The sequence below is a fragment of the Streptomyces sp. NPDC093065 genome, from assembly GCF_044754585.1.
Lineage (GTDB): Bacteria > Actinomycetota > Actinomycetes > Streptomycetales > Streptomycetaceae > Streptomyces.
Genome location: NZ_JBIVPJ010000005.1, coordinates 228,012 through 243,135 on the forward strand (window position 1 = coordinate 228,012; position 15,124 = coordinate 243,135).

Annotated in this window: 17 protein-coding genes and 1 pseudogene; 10 read left to right on the forward strand and 8 right to left on the reverse strand. The window is 74.0% G+C overall.

Annotated features, from left to right (window positions below):
* Nucleotides 1–23: 23 nt before the first annotated feature.
* Nucleotides 24–404, reverse strand: a pseudogene (locus ACIQFU_RS11795) (3-hydroxybenzoate 6-hydroxylase); the annotation flags it as partial.
* Between the two features lie 76 nt (nt 405–480).
* Here ACIQFU_RS11795 and ACIQFU_RS11800 point away from each other — a divergent pair.
* The 4 genes from ACIQFU_RS11800 to ACIQFU_RS11815 all read left to right on the forward strand — a co-directional run bounded on the left by ACIQFU_RS11800 (nt 481) and on the right by ACIQFU_RS11815 (nt 2,940).
* Entirely contained in the window at nt 481–915 is a 435-nt protein-coding gene (locus ACIQFU_RS11800; protein ID WP_402550716.1) for a PPC domain-containing DNA-binding protein, read from the forward strand.
* A 107-nt stretch (nt 916–1,022) separates the two neighbouring features.
* Entirely contained in the window at nt 1,023–1,448 is a 426-nt protein-coding gene (locus ACIQFU_RS11805; protein ID WP_402550717.1) for a CBS domain-containing protein, read from the forward strand.
* Between the two features lie 53 nt (nt 1,449–1,501).
* Entirely contained in the window at nt 1,502–1,846 is a 345-nt protein-coding gene (locus tag ACIQFU_RS11810; protein WP_402550718.1) for a DUF6343 family protein, read from the forward strand.
* 74 nt (nt 1,847–1,920) lie between these two features.
* Nucleotides 1,921–2,940 (forward strand): RNA polymerase sigma factor RpoD/SigA, encoded by a 1,020-nt coding sequence (locus tag ACIQFU_RS11815; protein ID WP_402550719.1) that lies wholly within the window; start codon nt 1,921–1,923, stop codon nt 2,938–2,940.
* Nucleotides 2,941–2,968: 28 nt separating this feature from the next.
* On the opposite strand, the gene ACIQFU_RS11820 is transcribed toward ACIQFU_RS11815, so the two are convergent.
* Together ACIQFU_RS11820 and ACIQFU_RS11825 are read right to left on the reverse strand one after the other, a co-directional pair.
* Nucleotides 2,969–4,408 carry an FAD-dependent oxidoreductase gene (locus tag ACIQFU_RS11820; protein WP_402550720.1) on the reverse strand — a complete coding sequence of 480 codons (1,440 nt, stop codon included), beginning with the start codon at nt 4,406–4,408 and terminating at the stop codon, nt 2,969–2,971.
* A gap of 14 nt (nt 4,409–4,422) precedes the next feature.
* Nucleotides 4,423–5,676, reverse strand: a complete 1,254-nt coding sequence (locus ACIQFU_RS11825) for a polysaccharide pyruvyl transferase family protein (protein ID WP_402550721.1) — start codon at nt 5,674–5,676, stop codon at nt 4,423–4,425.
* Between the two features lie 152 nt (nt 5,677–5,828).
* Here ACIQFU_RS11825 and ACIQFU_RS11830 point away from each other — a divergent pair, with 152 nt between their 5' ends.
* Nucleotides 5,829–6,782, forward strand: coding sequence for a TerC family protein (locus ACIQFU_RS11830; protein WP_402550722.1), 954 nt, complete (start codon nt 5,829–5,831; stop codon nt 6,780–6,782).
* 22 nt (nt 6,783–6,804) lie between these two features.
* On the opposite strand, the gene ACIQFU_RS11835 is transcribed toward ACIQFU_RS11830, so the two are convergent.
* Nucleotides 6,805–7,644 (reverse strand): helix-turn-helix transcriptional regulator, encoded by an 840-nt coding sequence (locus ACIQFU_RS11835; RefSeq protein WP_402550723.1) that lies wholly within the window; start codon nt 7,642–7,644, stop codon nt 6,805–6,807.
* A gap of 102 nt (nt 7,645–7,746) precedes the next feature.
* Between ACIQFU_RS11835 and ACIQFU_RS11840 the strand changes: the two genes are divergently transcribed.
* Nucleotides 7,747–8,454 (forward strand): SDR family NAD(P)-dependent oxidoreductase, encoded by a 708-nt coding sequence (locus tag ACIQFU_RS11840; protein ID WP_402550724.1) that lies wholly within the window; start codon nt 7,747–7,749, stop codon nt 8,452–8,454.
* 5 nt (nt 8,455–8,459) lie between these two features.
* On the opposite strand, the gene ACIQFU_RS11845 is transcribed toward ACIQFU_RS11840, so the two are convergent.
* Nucleotides 8,460–8,663, reverse strand: coding sequence for a hypothetical protein (locus ACIQFU_RS11845; RefSeq protein ID WP_402550725.1), 204 nt, complete (start codon nt 8,661–8,663; stop codon nt 8,460–8,462).
* Nucleotides 8,664–8,805: 142 nt separating this feature from the next.
* Between ACIQFU_RS11845 and ACIQFU_RS11850 the strand changes: the two genes are divergently transcribed.
* Nucleotides 8,806–9,711 carry a LysR family transcriptional regulator gene (locus tag ACIQFU_RS11850; protein ID WP_402550726.1) on the forward strand — a complete coding sequence of 302 codons (906 nt, stop codon included), beginning with the start codon at nt 8,806–8,808 and terminating at the stop codon, nt 9,709–9,711.
* Nucleotides 9,712–9,769: 58 nt separating this feature from the next.
* Here the strand turns inward: ACIQFU_RS11850 and ACIQFU_RS11855 are convergent, their stop codons facing one another.
* A complete protein-coding gene (locus tag ACIQFU_RS11855; protein WP_402550727.1) occupies nt 9,770–10,333 on the reverse strand; it encodes an NAD(P)H-dependent oxidoreductase in 564 nt (187 codons plus the stop codon).
* Nucleotides 10,334–10,472: 139 nt separating this feature from the next.
* Between ACIQFU_RS11855 and ACIQFU_RS11860 the strand changes: the two genes are divergently transcribed.
* Complete coding sequence (locus ACIQFU_RS11860; protein WP_402550728.1) at nt 10,473–11,153, forward strand: TetR/AcrR family transcriptional regulator; 681 nt, start codon at nt 10,473–10,475, stop codon at nt 11,151–11,153.
* Between the two features lie 96 nt (nt 11,154–11,249).
* A complete protein-coding gene (locus tag ACIQFU_RS11865) occupies nt 11,250–12,284 on the forward strand; it encodes a LacI family DNA-binding transcriptional regulator (protein WP_402550729.1) in 1,035 nt (344 codons plus the stop codon).
* A 21-nt stretch (nt 12,285–12,305) separates the two neighbouring features.
* Here ACIQFU_RS11865 and trxA read toward each other — a convergent pair whose 3' ends face one another.
* Nucleotides 12,306–12,734, reverse strand: coding sequence for a thioredoxin (trxA, locus tag ACIQFU_RS11870; protein WP_402550730.1), 429 nt, complete (start codon nt 12,732–12,734; stop codon nt 12,306–12,308).
* Nucleotides 12,735–12,821: 87 nt separating this feature from the next.
* On the opposite strand from trxA, the gene ACIQFU_RS11875 reads away from it, so the two are divergent.
* Nucleotides 12,822–14,255 carry a dihydrolipoyl dehydrogenase family protein gene (locus ACIQFU_RS11875; RefSeq protein WP_402550731.1) on the forward strand — a complete coding sequence of 478 codons (1,434 nt, stop codon included), beginning with the start codon at nt 12,822–12,824 and terminating at the stop codon, nt 14,253–14,255.
* Nucleotides 14,256–14,362: 107 nt separating this feature from the next.
* Here ACIQFU_RS11875 and ACIQFU_RS11880 read toward each other — a convergent pair whose 3' ends face one another.
* Complete coding sequence (locus tag ACIQFU_RS11880; protein ID WP_402550732.1) at nt 14,363–15,019, reverse strand: peptide deformylase; 657 nt, start codon at nt 15,017–15,019, stop codon at nt 14,363–14,365.
* Nucleotides 15,020–15,124: the final 105 nt, after the last annotated feature.

Consider the following 15,124-nt stretch of genomic DNA (forward strand, 5'->3'; position numbering starts at 1 on the left):
GCAGCGCGAGGAGACCGTCGTCGTCACGCGTTCTCCGGCACCGCCGCCGGTCCCTCGACACGCGCCGAGGCCGGCGGGACCGCTGTGAACATCGCCGGCTCCTCGTCGGGGGTGAGCGCGGTGGGGCCGTACACCCAGTCCGTGAAGCCGTAGTCGTGGACGTCCCGGTCGCGCATGACCGCGTTCCGCCGCAGCCGCCGGTCGCCGTCCAGGTGCCACAGCTCGCCCCGGGCGCGGGCGGTGGACTGCACCCGGCGGCAGTGCTCGACGCGGACCGCCTCGTACGCGGTGAGCACCGCGTCCCAGTCCGGACCGCCGGCCGTGCCCGCGCCGTGGCGGGCCAGGTGCCGGGCGAGCACCCAGCCGTCCTCGATCGCCATGATCGCGCCCTGCGCCATGTACTGGGCGGACCTCGTGGCGGGACCCGCGCCGGGGCGCTGACCGGGGTTGCCCGCGCCCGCCGCGGGTACCCGCCGGGCCATGAAGTGGCAGCAGGTCCAGGACGGTCCGTCCGCGGTGTACGTGGTGGTGCTCGACCAGGGCGAGGACGCGGTCGCCGATCTGACCGCCTTCGCCCGCGAACGGTCACTGGGAGCCTCCCAGGTGACCGCCGTGGGTGCCTTCTCCGAAGCGGTCGTCGGCTGGTTCGACCGGCAGGCCAAGGACTACCGGCCCATCCCGGTCCGGGAGCAGTGCGAGGTGCTGTCCCTGATCGGGGACATCGCCGTCGCCGACGACGGACCCACCCCTCACCTGCACGCCGTACTGGGCCTGTCCGACGGCTCCACCCGCGGCGGCCACCTGCTGTCCGGGCGGGTCTGGCCGACACTGGAGATCGTCGTGCGGGACAGTCCGGCCGAGCTGGCCAAGACCCACCGCCCCGACATCGGCCTGGCTCTGATCGACCTGGGCTGAACCGGGCGGCGCACAGCCGAACCGGGCGGCGCACAGCGGTTTACCGGCCCGGGTGCGGGCTACGCGGCCCGCAGGCAATCCCGTACCGACACCCCGGGAGGCGCGAGATGACACGGCGCATCCGAGACGTGATGTCACCGGCCGCGGTGGCCGTCGAGCCCATGACGACGGTGGCGCGAGCGGCCCGGCTGATGCGCGAGGAGGACGTCGGCGACGTCCTGGTGACCTACGACTGCGATCTGTTCGGCGTGCTGACCGACCGCGACATCGTGCTCCGCGGCGTCGCCGACGGACGGGACCCGGACACCACCACGGTCGGAGCGGTGTGCACACCTCCGCCCGTCGTCACCCTCGAACCCGAGGACACCACCGACCGCGCCGCCGAGCTGATGCGCCGCCACGCGGTGCGCCGGCTCCCGGTCGTGGAGCACGGCGGCGTCCCGGTCGGCGTGGTCACCCTCGGCGACCTCGCCGCCACCGACGACCCGCACTCCGCGCTCGCGGACATCAGCCGGGCCGCACCCGGCCACTGACGCACGGCGGGCGGCACCCGCCACCGAGTCCCCGACCACCGGGGAGGAACGGCATGAGTGACAGACACAGTCCGCACCGGGCCGAGGAACCCGTCCCCCGTTCCCGCTCCGGCGCCCTCGGCCGCCGCTCCCCGCGTACCGGCACCGAACCGGTCCGCGCGCAGAGCCCCCTGGGGCTGAGACTGCTGCTGTCGGCGGTCTTCCTGCCGCTGTTCCTCGCGGGGGCCGCGTACTTCGGCCAGTGGGCGGCCGACACCGCCGCCGGCGACAGCCCGGGCCGCGGCATGCTCGTGGTCGTCGCTGTGGTCTGCGGAGCACTCGCCCTCCTCGCGGCGGCCGACCTGCTGGTGGTGATCCGCCGCCTGCGGAGCGAACGCGGCACGCCCGGACCGCACTGACCCCAGGACCCGAGAAGGCCCGAGAAGGCCCAAGAAGGTCTGACGAGACCCGAGGAGGGGACGGAGGAAGCGACATGGCGCCCACGGCACGCACACCCGCGGCCCGCACCCGGGACGACCGCCGCGCCGCCACCCGCACCGCGCGGCTGCGCGACCGGATCCCCGAACCCGACGAGGAACCCGACCTGCTCGGCCAGTACCTGACCCAGATCGGGGCCACCCCGCTCCTGACCGCGCAGGACGAGGTCCGCCTCGCCACCCGCATCGAGGCCGGTGTCCGGGCCAGGGAGGAACTGGAGGCGGCCGGCACAGGCGAACCCGCCCCCGCGCCGGGGCGGCGCCGCGCACTGGAGGAGACCGTCCACGACGGGCAGGAGGCCAAGGACCACATGGTGCGGGCCAACCTGCGCCTCGTGGTGTCGATGGCCAAGCGCCACGCCCACCGCGGGCTGCCCCTCCTGGACGTCATCCAGGAGGGCAACCTCGGACTGATCCGGGCCGTGGAGAAGTTCGACCACACCAAGGGCTTCAAGTTCTCCACGTACGCCACTTGGTGGATCCGCCAGGCCATCGAGCGCGGCCTGGCCACCCACGCGCGCACGGTACGGCTGCCGGTCCACGTCGTGGAGCAGCTACAGAAGCTCGCCAAGGTCGAACGGAAGCTCCGCGCGAGCCTGGACCGCGAGCCGGACGTCGAGGAGGTCGCCGCCGAGAGCGGCATCGACGCGGACAAGGTCGTCTGGCTGCGCAGGGTCGGACGGGACGCCGTCAGCCTGGACACCCCCGTCGACGAGACCGGCGACACCGTCGTCGGCGACCTCATCCCCGACACCGAGGTGCTGCGCGCCCCCGAGGTCGCCGAGTTCCAGGCGCTCGCGGCGGAACTGCGGGAGGCCGTCGGCACCCTCGCCCCCCGCGAGTCCCTGATCCTCAGCCTGCGCTACGGCCTGCACGACGGGCGCCCCCGCACCCTGCAGCAGGTCGCCCGGCACGTGGGCCTCACCCGCGAACGCGTGCGCCAGCTGGAGAAGGCCTCCCTGGCCCACCTGCGCGCCCCCGAGCACCGGGAACGCCTGCTCGACTGGGCGAGCTGAGCCGGACCCGGAGCGGGTCCGGGGGGCGTCAGCCGGGCGGCTCCGTCCGCAACCGGGCCCCCTGCCGCAGCAGTTCGCGCTGGACCAGCCGGTAGGGCAGCCCGCGCGGTCCGCGCCCGTGCCGGACGGTCAGCGCCGCGCACACCCCGGCCGCGTGACCGGTCGCCATGGCGATGGGCATCACCCGGTACGACGAGTGCGCCACGTGCGTCCCGGAGATGCAGCGCCCCGCGACCAGCAGCCGGTCGGTGTCCCGGGGCAGCAGACAGCGCAGCGGGATGTCGTAGAAGCTGCCCCGCGGCACCCGCTTGAGCACGGTGCCGGAACCGCGCGGGTTGTGGATGTCGACCGGATAGGCGCCGTGCGCGATCACGTCCGGGAAGGTGCGCGCCGCCAGGATGTCGTGGCCGGTCAGCTGGTAGTCGCCGAGCACCCGCCGGCTCTCCCGCACGCCGACGTGGGTGCCGCTCTGCACGACGTACGACTCCTCGAAGCCCGGCACCCGGGTGCGCAGGAAGCGGTCGATCTGCGCCAGTTGGTGCCGGGCCGTGTACTCGGCGCGGGTGAGGTCCCACACGCTGGTGCCGAGGACCCGGTTCACCCGCGTGCTGTTGACGGCGATCTCACGCGGGTGCGGGGTCGCGAAGAACAGGATGTCCTCGCGCGGCAGCCGCAGCTCCCCGTTGGCCCTGGCCTCCTCGATCAGGTCCCACAGCCCGTGCACGCCCCGCCACTGGTCGGGGTGCTCGCGCACGTAGGCGGCGAAGTCCGGCCGGGCGAAGTCGGCGACGCGGAACATCAGCGTCATGGGCTGCACCAGCCCGTCCTCGGGCCGCCCGATCTCGTACGGAGCCCCGCAGGCCGCCGCCACGTCGCCGTCGCCGGTGCCGTCCACGACCACACCCGCGTCGATCACCACCGGTCCCGACTTGGTCTCGAACACCACCCGCCGGCCCGAGCCGTCGTCCAGTGGCAGGGCTCCTGAGGCGAACGCGTGGAACAGCGTCCGCACCCCCGACTCGTCCATCATCTCCAGCAGGCACAGCTTGAACAGCTCCGGGTCGAAGGGGACCGTGTACCCGGTCTTCGCGGAGGGCGGCAGACAGCCGCCGCGCCCCATGAGCCGGTCGAGCAGCTGCCACAGGACGCCCGCGACCACCGGCTCGCCCTCGCCGTGGTCCGTGGGCAGCAGCCGCGAGGTGTCCCCGGCCTCGGTGAACGCGGCCTGCCTGTGCTCGTTGTGGAAGGACATCAGCGGCATGACCAGCGCCGCCGTCGCGTTGCCGCCGAGGAACCCGTACCGCTCCACCAGCACGACGTCGGCCCCGGCGTCGGCCGCGCCGACCGCGGCCGCGAACCCGGCGGGGCCGCCGCCCACCACCAGGACGTCGCAGCGGCCCCCGTGCCGGGCGGTCCGGGGCGGCAGCGTGACGGTACGGGAGCCGCGGGGCTCTTCCAGGATCGGCATCGCTCACCTCCGGGTCAGGCGTTCAGCGGCCGTGCCTCGGCGCGGTACGGTTCGGCACCCCCCGGCCCGCCGCCGGCCGGCCCGGCGTCCGCCGCGGGGGCGCCGTCCGAACCGCGCGGCGCGGCGATGCCGTCCAGCAGGGACCCGCACCGCTCACAGGTCTCCCGCGCCGACGCGGACAGCTCCGCCACCCGGGACATCAGGTCGTCCCGGCGCTGCGGATACTCGTCCCACAGCCGGTCCACCTCGGCCAGCAGCAGACCGGCCTGCTCCCGAGCCACCCCCACCAGCGCCGGGGCGCCCAGCCGGCGCGCGAAGTCGAAGACCTTGCCGGAGTACGGCAGCGGCAGCACCGGCACGCCGGTGAGCGCGGCGAAGACCACGAAGTGCAGCCGCATGCCCACGGCCACGTCGAGGTGGCGCATGAAGCCGAGGACCTGCCCCGGGCTGTAGTCGCCGTGCAGGATGCGGCCCTGGTCCGGGGCGGTCATGTGGGACAGAACCGCGTGCGCGTGCCGCACGTCGTGCCGCTCCATCGGCAGGAACACCACCCGCGCGTCCAGCCGGCGCACCAGGAAGTCCGCGACGTCGGCGAGCAGGGCGTGGTAGTCGCCCTCGGCCAGCTTCTCCGCCGCCCGTCCCGGCTCGCGCACCGACATGCCCACCAGCCGGGCGCCGGACGGTAGGCCCTCGTCGCGCATCATCGCCCCGGTGAACGGCTCCGGCGCCAGCAGCAGCGCCGGGTCCGCGGTGACCGCGACCTCGCGCTCCAGGCCGACCTCCTCGAGGACCAGCCGCGACTCCTCGTCGCGCACCACGACGTCGTCCATCTCCGCCAGCACCGTGCGCACCGCGTCCCGGTCCTCGGCGTCCGTCAGCGGGCCGGCGCCGACGGCGTAGGCGAAGGTGGGCACGTGCCGGATCTGCGCGGCGCGCACCAGCCGCAGATAGCGGCGCGCCTCGCCGTCGTAGAGGATGCCGCCGCCGCCCAGCACCAGCAGGTCGAGGCGGGGCAGCACGTCCACGACGTGGTTGCGGCTGACCCCCTCCCACGGGACGACCTCGTCGGCGTCGGGGTGGTGGGAGCGGGTGTGCTCCGCGTCCCGGCTCAGCACGACGAGGTGCGCGTCCGGCCGCCGGGCGCGCAGACAGCTCAGCACGCACGTCAGGATCGCCTCGTCGCCGACGTTGAAGCCGCCGTAGGAACCCAGCACGCCGATGCGCGGGCCCGGCCGGGCGGGATGCGGATGCGAGGGCCGAGCAGTCATCCGGAGCTCCCGTCACGTCGGCGGAGTCGGCCGGTGCGCGCCGGTCTCGGTGCGCGGGGCCGCGCACGGTGCCGGGTTGCCTGCCCGGCATCCCGGAAACACCCTGATCAGGAGCAACCCCGAACGCGGCCCGTTCCGCACGAGGAGCACCGGTGAACGTCTCCCTCAGCGTCTGGTCGCTGACCGTCGTGGGCCTGTGCGTCCTCGTCGCCGCCGACTTCTTCGTCGGCCGCAAGCCGCACGACGTGTCCCTGCGGGAGGCCGGGATCTGGACGGCCGTCTGGGTGGCGCTGGCCTGTCTGTTCGGGGTGGGACTGATCGTGTTCGGCGGCGGCGGGCCGGGCGGCGAGTTCTTCGCCGGCTACATCACCGAGAAGTCGCTCAGCGTCGACAACCTCTTCGTCTTCGTCCTGATCATGACGAAGTTCGCGGTGCCCTCGCAGTACCAGCAGCGGGTGCTGATGGTCGGCGTCCTGGTGGCGCTGGTGCTGCGCGCCGCTTTCATCGCGGCCGGCGCCGCGATGATCTCCGCCTTCTCCTGGGTGTTCTACCTCTTCGGCGCCTTCCTGATCTGGACCGCCTGGAAGCTGGTCCAGGACGCCCGCAGGGGCGGGCACGAGCAGGAGGAGTACGAGGAGAACAAGCTGCTGAAGTCGGTCGAGCGCCGTTTCGGCGTCGCCGACCGCTACCACGGCACCAGACTGTGGGTCGAGGAGAACGGCAGGCGGGTCATGACCCCGATGCTGGTCGTGATGCTCGCCATCGGGTTCACCGACGTCCTGTTCGCCCTCGACTCCATCCCCGCCATCTACGGTCTGACGCAGGACCCGTACATCGTGTTCACGGCCAACGCGTTCGCCCTGATGGGCCTGCGCCAGCTCTACTTCCTCATCGGCGGCCTGCTGAAGAAGCTCGTCCACCTCTCCTACGGCCTGTCGGTCATCCTCGGCTTCATCGGCGTCAAGCTGGTGCTGCACGCCCTGCACGAGTCCGGCGTCCACGTGCCCGAGATCGGCATCCCCTTCTCGCTCGGGTTCATCGTGCTGGTCCTCGCCCTCACCACGGCGTCGAGCCTGTGGGTCACCAGGGGAGAGGAGCGGACCTGACACCTGCCTGCGGGCCCGGCGGCTACTCCACGAGCTCCTGGGTGCCCAGGACGGTCAGCAGGGCGAGCCGCTCCGCGTCGGCGGTGTCCGGTTCGGCCGTGTAGACCATGATCCGCAGGTCGCCGCCGGCCACGCCGAGCACGTCGCAGTCCAGGGTGACCGGCCCGACCCGCGGATGGTCGACGGTCTTGCGCGCCGCCTCGTGCCGGCCCACCGCGTCCGCCCGCCACAGCTCGGCGAACCGCTCGCTGCCGGCGCACAGCTCGCCGACCAGCCGGGTGAGCCCGCGGTCCGCGGGATAGCGGGCCGCGGTGGCGCGCAGGTCCGCGACGAGCGCCGCCTCGAAGGCGCGCCGTTCCCCGGGCGTGTACCGGGTCCGGCTGCCCGGGCCGACGAAGTTGCGCCACACGCCGTTGCGCTCCAGGCCGCGCCACCGGGAGGGGTCGCCCATGAGCGCCGCGTAGGGCGGGTTGGCGAGCAGCAGCGTCCACGCCGCGTCGTACACGGCCACCGGAGTGCCGGCCAGGCGGTCCAGGAGCCGGTGGACGCTCGGCGGGATGTACGCGGGCACCGTCTCGGGCCCCGGCGGCACCAGCCCGGCCAGCCGGAACAGGTGCGCGCGCTCCTCGGCCGGCAGCCGCAGCGCCCGTACGAGGGCCTCGACGACCTGTGCCGACGGGTGGGCCGCCCGGCCCTGTTCCAGGCGGGTCACGTAGTCGACGGAGACACCGGCCAGCAGGGCCAGCTCCTCGCGCCGCAGCCCCGCCGCCCGCCGGTGGCCGCCCGGGGGCAGCCCGGCCGCCTCGGGCGGGACCCGGTCCCTGCGCAGTCGCAGCGCCCGCCCGAACTCCGTAGCCGTCATGCCTCCAGTGAACACCGCGGGCGTCCGGTCTTCCTGGTACCCGCGGTCCCAGGAAGACCGGACGCCTGGCTGCCCGCACCGGCGCGGCACAGGCTTGAGGTCATGACGACCACACTGATCACCGGAGCCAACAAGGGCCTCGGCCTCGAGACGGCCCGCCGCCTCGTCGCCGCCGGTCACACCGTCTACGCCGCCGCCCGCGACCCCGAGCGCGGCCGCCGCGCCGCCGCGGAACTGGGCGCGCGTCCCCTCGTCCTGGACGTCACCGACGACGCGTCGGTGGCCGCCGCCGCGGAGACCGTGGCTGCCGACGGCGGCCTCGACGTCCTGGTCAACAACGCCGGCGTCGAGCAGCGCGGCGAACACAACACCGTGACCGGCGCGCCGGACACGACCGCCGACCTGCTGCGCACCGTCTTCGAGACCAACGTCTTCGGGCTGGTGCGCGTGACCCACGCCTTCCTGCCGCTGCTGCTCCGCTCCACCGCGCCCGTCGTGGTCAACGTGAGCAGCGGGCTGGCCTCACTGGCCGGACTCGGCTCGCCCGAGAGCCCGGGGTACGGCTACCCGGGCCTCGCCTATCCGGCGTCGAAGACCGCGGTGAACGCCCTGACCGTGCAGTACGCGAAGGCGTTCCCGGGGATGCGGATCAACGCGGTCGAGCCCGGCTTCACCGCGACCGACCTGAACGGCAACACCGGCACGCAGAGCGTGGCGGAGGGCGCCGAGGTCATCGTCCGCACGGCGCGGCTGGGCCCGGACGGACCCACCGGGGGTTTCTTCGACGCGGCGGGTCCGCTGCCCTGGTAGCAGCGTCAGCAGCCCGCCGGGGTGGGCCTGCCGCGCGAGACCACACGGGTGCCGTGGGCGTCGACGACGCGGGCCTGGAGCGAACCGCAGGCGCACCGGGTCCACAGGGTGCCGCCCGCCCCGGTGGGGTGGGCGGAGAGCACCCGGAAGGGCTCGGCACCGTCGGGCCACCCGCAGTGCGGGCAGACGACACCGGTCGTGCTGGGCATGGCGACTCCTCGTGCGTCAGTGGTACGTGGGGATGCCGGTGTGGGAGTTCGGTCCCACCGTGGCGCCACTGACAAGGGTGCGGCCACCGATCCGTTCACGTCCAGGTTGACTTTACGGACTCCACCGTGAAGCGTGTACTTCATGATTGATCTGCGCAGGCTGCACGTGCTACGGGCCGTCGCCCACTACGGCACCGTCACCGCGGCGGCCCGAGCCCTGCACTTCACCCCGTCGGCCGCCTCGCAGCAGATCCGGCAGCTCGCCCGGGACCTGGACGTCGACCTGCTGGAGCCGCAGGGGCGCGGGGTCCGGCTCACGGCGGCCGCCGAGAGCCTGCTCGAACACGCGGACGCGATCGAGGCCCGCTGGGACGAGGCCGAGCAGGATCTGCGGGCGGGGGAGGGCGCACCCGCGGGACCGCTGCGGGTCACCGGGTTCCCGGTAGCCGTCGCCGTCCTGCTGGCCCCGATGGCGGCGCGGCTGCGGGAGCGGCATTCCCGGCTGTCGGTGCGGATCCGGGAGGTCGAGGTGGCGGAGAGCTTCGACCTGCTCTTCGAGGGGGAGAGCGACCTGGCGGTGGTGGAGGCGACCCCGGCGAGTCCGCCCTCGGCCGACGCGCGCTTCGACCAGCGGCCCCTCCTGGACGAACCGTTCGACCTGGTCGTCCCCGCGGACCATCCGCTGGCCGGACGGGACGGGGCCGACCTCGCCGACGCGGCGCACGAGGCCTGGATCGCGCCCCTTCCGCAGAGCCCCTGCCGGACGCACGTGATGTCGGCGTGCGGTGCCGCCGGGTTCACCCCCGACGTGGTCCATCACGCGGTGGACTGGAACGTCACCGCTCACCTGGTCGCCCACGGGCTCGGCGTCGCCCTGGTGCCCCGGCTCGCCCGGCTGACCCCCGAGCTGCCCATCGTCCGCGTCTCCTGCGCGAACCGGCCGCACCGCAAGCTGCTGACCTGCACGCGCAGCGGCGGTCACCGCCGTGCCGCGGTCGCGGCCGCCCTCGAAGAGCTGCGCACCCTGGCCGCCGACGCGGTGGCCTGACACACGTCGGGACCGGAGCTCGGGCGAGCTCCGGTCCCGACGTGTCCCCGCCCGGCGGTCAGGCGGCGAGGGTCTCGTCCGCGTGGCCGTGCAGCCGGGCGACGACCTCGGTCAGCTGCGCGGCGACCTCGGCGTCGTCCGCGGGGTGGGTCTCGGCGAAGCGGGTCACCGAGCCGGGGATGGACAGCTTGATGTCCTCGATCACCTTGCCGCCGGCGATGCCCACGGCCTTGCGGGCCTCGTCCTGCGCCCACACGCCGCCGTACTGGCCGAAGGCGGTGCCGACCACGGCGACCGGCTTGCCGGTGAAGGCCCCGGCGCCGAACGGGCGGGACAGCCAGTCGATGGCGTTCTTCAGGACGGCCGGGATGGTGCCGTTGTACTCGGGAGAGAAGAGCAGGAAGGCCTGCGCGCCCTGGGCGGCCTCGCGCAGCTTCGCGGCGGCGGCCGGGACGCCGCCCTCGACGTCGATGTCCTCGTTGTAGAAGGGGATCTCGGCGAGCCCCTCGAACAGCTGCACCTCGGCGCCCTCCGGCGCGAACTTGACGGCCGCCTCGGCGAGCTGGCGGTTGTGCGAACCGGCGCGAAGGCTGCCGACGAGCGCAAGGATGCGGACAGACATGAGTACTCCCAGTACTGGAACAGAGGGTGACGGGCGGGCCGAAACACTGCGGTTACGATCCGGACCGAGGTCCGTTTAATTTCTAACACCTCAAACGGACCGCGGTCCAGTTTTCATCCCGATGCTTTACGCTGGCTTCATGTGCGCCGTCCCGCCGCCCGTCCCGCAGCCTCAGGAGAACGCCGGCTCGCCCGAGTTGCTGCAACTCGGCACCGGGTTCGACGAGGACGAGCCCTGCCTGCGCGCCGACGCCGCGCGCAACCGCGCCCGGCTCCTGGAGGCCGCCGAGCGCCTGGTCGCCGAGCACGGCGCGGCCGCCCTCACCATGGAGGCGGTGGCCACCGCGGCCTGCGTGGGCAAAGGCACGGTCTTCCGCCGTTTCGGCGACCGCACCGGGCTGCTCGCGGCGATGGTCGACCACTCCGAGCGCAAGTTCCAGGCCGCGCTCCTGAGCGGTCCGCCGCCGCTGGGCCCCGGCGCGCCACCGGTCGAGCGGCTGCGGGCCTTCGGCTGCGCGCTGCTGAGCCGCTCCGTCGACCAGCTCGACCTGCTCCTGGCCGGGGAACCCAGCGCCGAACGGCGCCACACCTTCCCCCCGCGCCGCTTCCTGCGCCAGCATGTGGCGCTGCTGCTGCGGGAGGCCGTGCCGGACGCCGACAGCGAACTGCTCTCGCACACTCTGATGGCCTACCTCGACGCGGCCCTGATCCACCACCTCACCCAGCAGTGCGGGCTGCCCGCCGAACGGGTGCGGGCGGGCTGGATCGACCTCGTGGCGCGGATGACCCGCACCGAGCCCCCGGCCCCCGGGAGCGAGTGACCCGGCGCCGCCCCGACGGCCTGAACCCGCCCCGTCACGCCCCGGGTCGCCCCGCCCGCCGCCCCGCGTCCGGCTTCTGCCAGGATGCCGTACGTCATGGTGCAGATACCGAATCAGCCGGCCCCCGAGCCTCCCGCACCGCGCTCCGCCCCCACGAGCACCGATGTGGCCCGCCTGGCCGGCGTCTCGCGCGCGACCGTCTCCTACGTCCTCAACAACGCCGACGCCGTACGGATCAGCGAACCCACCCGCCGCCGCGTCCGCGAGGCCGCCCGGGAACTCGGGTACGTCCCGCACGCCGCGGCCCGCTCACTGCGTACCGGACACAGCCGCATGGTCCTGATGCCGGCGCCGTCCTTCCCCGCCGGCCCGCTCTACAGCCGCTTCCTCGCCGAACTCCAGTGGGCCCTGGGGTGCCTCGACTACACCGTCGTGCAGTACGGCACCGTCGGCGTGCACGGCGACGAGGCCGCCCGTGCCTGGGCCGAACTGCGGCCGGTCGCCGTCCTCGCCCCCGGCTCCGACCTCGGCCCGAGAGGCGTGGAGATCCTCAAACGCTCCGGCGCCCGGGCGGTCCTCACCCTCGGCCCCGAGGCCGTCGACGGAGCCCACGCCCTGCTCACGGACCAGGAGGGCGTCGGCCGCGGCGCGACCCGCCACCTGTACGACCGCGGACGCCGCGGCATCGGCGTCGTCGTTCCCGCGGAACACGGCCTGGACGTCTTCTCGGCACCGCGCCTCGTGGGCGCCCGCCACGCCGTCGCCGGCACCGACGCCACCGTCACCGAACTGCCCCTCGCCTACGACGAAGAGGACGCCGCCCGCCTCGCGGCGCGCTGGCGCCTTCTGGGGCTCGACGCGGTCTTCGCGTACAACGACGAGTACGCGATGCTGCTGATGCGGGCCCTCCAGGACGAGGGCCTCGCCGTCCCCGGCGACACGGCCGTCATCGGCGCCGACGACCTGATGCTGGGCCGGCTGCTGCGGCCCCGGCTGAGCACCGTCCACCTGGAGTTGCCCGCCGGCCGCGACCTGGCCGCACTCGTCGACCGGGCCGTGCACGACCCCGGCGCCGCGCCCGAGCGCCACAAGGTGCTGGGCGCCACGGTGGTGCACCGGGAGTCGAGCTGACCGGCGGGGCCGGACCGCCCGCTACTGGGCCTCCTGGCCGTTCTGCCCGGCCTGCGCCTGCTGCTCGGCGACCGCCTTGCGGACCTCGTCCATGTCCAGCTTCCTGGCCTGGCCGATCACATCCGTCAGGGCCTCCTCCGGCAGCGCGCCCGGCTGCGCGAACACGGCCACCTGGTCCCGCACGATCATCAGCGTCGGAATCGACTGGATGCCGAAGGCCTGCGCCAGCTCGGGCTGCGCCTCGGTGTCCACCTTGCCGAACACCAGGTCCGGATTGGCCTCGGCGGCCTTCTCGTACACCGGGGCGAACTGACGGCACGGACCGCACCACGACGCCCAGAAATCGATCAGCACGAACTCGTTGCCCGTGACCGTCTCGTCGAAGTTCTCCTTGGTGAGTTCCACGGTGCTGGTCATGAGGTGATACCTCTTCCTGGTTTCGGGGGACAAGCCGTCGGCACAACACTGCCGACCTGGTCGGTATTCCGCGCACGTACCCATGTGGCCACCTCGCACACCACCCACCAGACTGACCCCATGACGCAATCGGATTCCCTCACGTACGACGTCGTCGTGATCGGCGCCGGCCCCGTCGGCGAGAACGTCGCCGACCGCACCCGAGCGGCCGGACTGTCCACCGCGATCGTGGAGAGCGAACTGGTCGGCGGCGAATGCTCCTACTGGGCGTGCATGCCCAGCAAGGCCCTGCTGCGCCCGGTCCTCGCCCGCGCGGACGCCCGCCGCCTGCCCGGCCTCGCCGGGGCGGTCCGGGAACCCCTCGACGCCGCGGCCGTCCTCGCCCGCCGCGACGAGTTCACCTCGCACTGGAAGGACGACGGCCAGGTCCAGTGGGTCGAGGGCATCGGCGCCGACCTGTACCGCGGCCAGGGGCGGCTGGCCGGGCCGCGCACGGTGGAGGTGGCCGCTCCCGACGGCACCCGCCGGACCCTGACCGCCCGGCACGCGGTCGCCGTGTGCACCGGCAGCGCCGCCTCGCTGCCCCCGCTGCCCGGACTCGCCGAGGTGCGCCCCTGGACCAGCCGCGAGGCCACCAGCGCGAAGAGCCCGCCCGGCCGGCTGATCGTGGTCGGTGGCGGAGTCGTCGCCGTCGAGATGGCCACCGCCTGGCAGGCCCTCGGCTCCCGGGTGACCATGCTGGTGCGCGGCGACGGCGGCCTGCTCGCCCGGATGGAGCCGTTCGCCGGGGAACTGGTCGCCGAGGCGCTCACCGAGGCCGGCGCGGACATCCGCACCGGCGTCTCCGTCGAGTCCGTCACTCGCGAGAACGGCACCGTCGTCGCCGTCACCGACACCGGTGACCGCCTGGAGGCCGACGAGATCCTCTTCGCCACCGGCCGGACGCCGCGCACCGGCGACATCGGCCTGGAGACCGTCGGACTGGAGCCGGGTTCCTGGCTGCCGGTCGACGACAGCCTCCGGGTGGAGGGCAGCGACTGGCTCTACGCCGTCGGCGACGTCAACCACCGCGCCCTCCTCACCCACCAGGGCAAGTACCAGGCGCGGATCGCGGGCGCCGCCATCGCCGCCCGCGCCTCGGGGGTGCCGATCCTGGAGTCCGACCCGTGGGGCGCGCACGCCGCGACCGCCGACCACGACGCCATCCCCCAGGTGGTCTTCACCGACCCCGAGGCCGCGTCCGTCGGCCTGACCCTGGCCGAGGCCGAGCAGGCCGGACACCGCGTCCGGGCCGTCGACGTGCCCATCGCGGTGGCGGGTTCGAGCCTGTACGGCGACGGCTACAAGGGCCGGGCCCGCATGGTGGTCGACCTGGAGGACGAGATCGTCCGCGGCGTCACCTTCGTCGGTCCCGGCGTCGGCGAGATGATCCACTCCGCGACCGTCGCCGTCGCCGGCCGGGTGCCGGTCAGCCGCCTGTGGCACGCGGTTCCGTCGTACCCGACGATCAGCGAGGTGTGGCTGAGGCTCCTGGAGACCTACCGGGACAACTGACGGGGCCGGGACCGACGGGACCCGTCGCGTGGGCGTGAGCCCGGTGGCCGACCGGACCACCGGGCTCGGACGGCCGGGCGCTGACCACCGGGCTCCGACTTCCGGGCTCAGACGGCCGGGCCGGGCAGCTCGAACCCCAGTGCCGCCGCCGCCCGCTCCGGCGTCGGCTGGGACCACAGGTCGGCCATCGCGGCGTTGGACGCCAGTGAACGCGGCTCGGCCCGGTCCAGGTAGAGCGTGCCGTCGAGATGGTCCGTCTCGTGCTGCACGATCCGGGCCGGCCAGCCCGCGAACACCTCGTCCACCGTCCGCCCGTGCTCGTCCAGCGCCAGCAGCCGCACCTCGGCATGGCGCGCCACCACCGCCTGCCACCCCGGCACGCTCAGACAGCCCTCGAAGAACGCGGCACGCCCGGCGCCGACGGCTTCGTACGACGGATTGACCAGCACGCGGAACGGCTGGGGCACCCGCCCGCGCGCCACGCGCACCTCGTCCGGTACCGGCGCCGGATCTTCGATCACCGCGATCCCGAGCCCCACCCCCACCTGCGGCGCGGCCAGCCCGACACCCGGCGCCGCGTGCATGGTCAGGCGCAGCGCCTCGACGAACCGGGCGAGCAGCGCGGGCTCCAACTGCCCGTCGAACGGCTCGGCCGCGCGCCGCAGCACCGGATCCCCGGCCGCGACGATCGGCAACGGTCCGCCGACGGCGAGCAGTTCCTCGACCCGCTCGGCAAGCGGGGTACGTTCACGCGGAGTTCCCATCGCGCCAGCATGCCACGGGGTGACGGGCCCGCCACCCCGTGGCATGGCGCGACGGGCCCGCCGCCGCGGACCGGGCGGGCACGGGCACAGGGGCACCGGCCTCGC

What these genes read in the sequence shown, in the direction of transcription:
- ACIQFU_RS11820 (WP_402550720.1), bottom strand. Translation starts at nt 4,408, where the DNA reads ATGCCGATCCTGGAAGAGCCCCGCGGCTCCCGTACCGTCACGCTGCCG.
- ACIQFU_RS11845 (WP_402550725.1), bottom strand. Translation starts at nt 8,663, where the DNA reads ATGCCCAGCACGACCGGTGTCGTCTGCCCGCACTGCGGGTGGCCCGAC.
- ACIQFU_RS11835 (WP_402550723.1), bottom strand. Translation starts at nt 7,644, where the DNA reads ATGACGGCTACGGAGTTCGGGCGGGCGCTGCGACTGCGCAGGGACCGG.
- ACIQFU_RS11875 (WP_402550731.1), top strand. Translation starts at nt 12,822, where the DNA reads ATGACGCAATCGGATTCCCTCACGTACGACGTCGTCGTGATCGGCGCC.
- ACIQFU_RS11880 (WP_402550732.1), bottom strand. Translation starts at nt 15,019, where the DNA reads ATGGGAACTCCGCGTGAACGTACCCCGCTTGCCGAGCGGGTCGAGGAA.
- ACIQFU_RS11860 (WP_402550728.1), top strand. Translation starts at nt 10,473, where the DNA reads ATGTGCGCCGTCCCGCCGCCCGTCCCGCAGCCTCAGGAGAACGCCGGC.
- ACIQFU_RS11815 (WP_402550719.1), top strand. Translation starts at nt 1,921, where the DNA reads ATGGCGCCCACGGCACGCACACCCGCGGCCCGCACCCGGGACGACCGC.
- ACIQFU_RS11810 (WP_402550718.1), top strand. Translation starts at nt 1,502, where the DNA reads ATGAGTGACAGACACAGTCCGCACCGGGCCGAGGAACCCGTCCCCCGT.
- ACIQFU_RS11840 (WP_402550724.1), top strand. Translation starts at nt 7,747, where the DNA reads ATGACGACCACACTGATCACCGGAGCCAACAAGGGCCTCGGCCTCGAG.
- ACIQFU_RS11855 (WP_402550727.1), bottom strand. Translation starts at nt 10,333, where the DNA reads ATGTCTGTCCGCATCCTTGCGCTCGTCGGCAGCCTTCGCGCCGGTTCG.
- ACIQFU_RS11850 (WP_402550726.1), top strand. Translation starts at nt 8,806, where the DNA reads ATGATTGATCTGCGCAGGCTGCACGTGCTACGGGCCGTCGCCCACTAC.
- ACIQFU_RS11865 (WP_402550729.1), top strand. Translation starts at nt 11,250, where the DNA reads ATGGTGCAGATACCGAATCAGCCGGCCCCCGAGCCTCCCGCACCGCGC.
- ACIQFU_RS11825 (WP_402550721.1), bottom strand. Translation starts at nt 5,676, where the DNA reads ATGACTGCTCGGCCCTCGCATCCGCATCCCGCCCGGCCGGGCCCGCGC.
- ACIQFU_RS11805 (WP_402550717.1), top strand. Translation starts at nt 1,023, where the DNA reads ATGACACGGCGCATCCGAGACGTGATGTCACCGGCCGCGGTGGCCGTC.
- ACIQFU_RS11800 (WP_402550716.1), top strand. Translation starts at nt 481, where the DNA reads ATGAAGTGGCAGCAGGTCCAGGACGGTCCGTCCGCGGTGTACGTGGTG.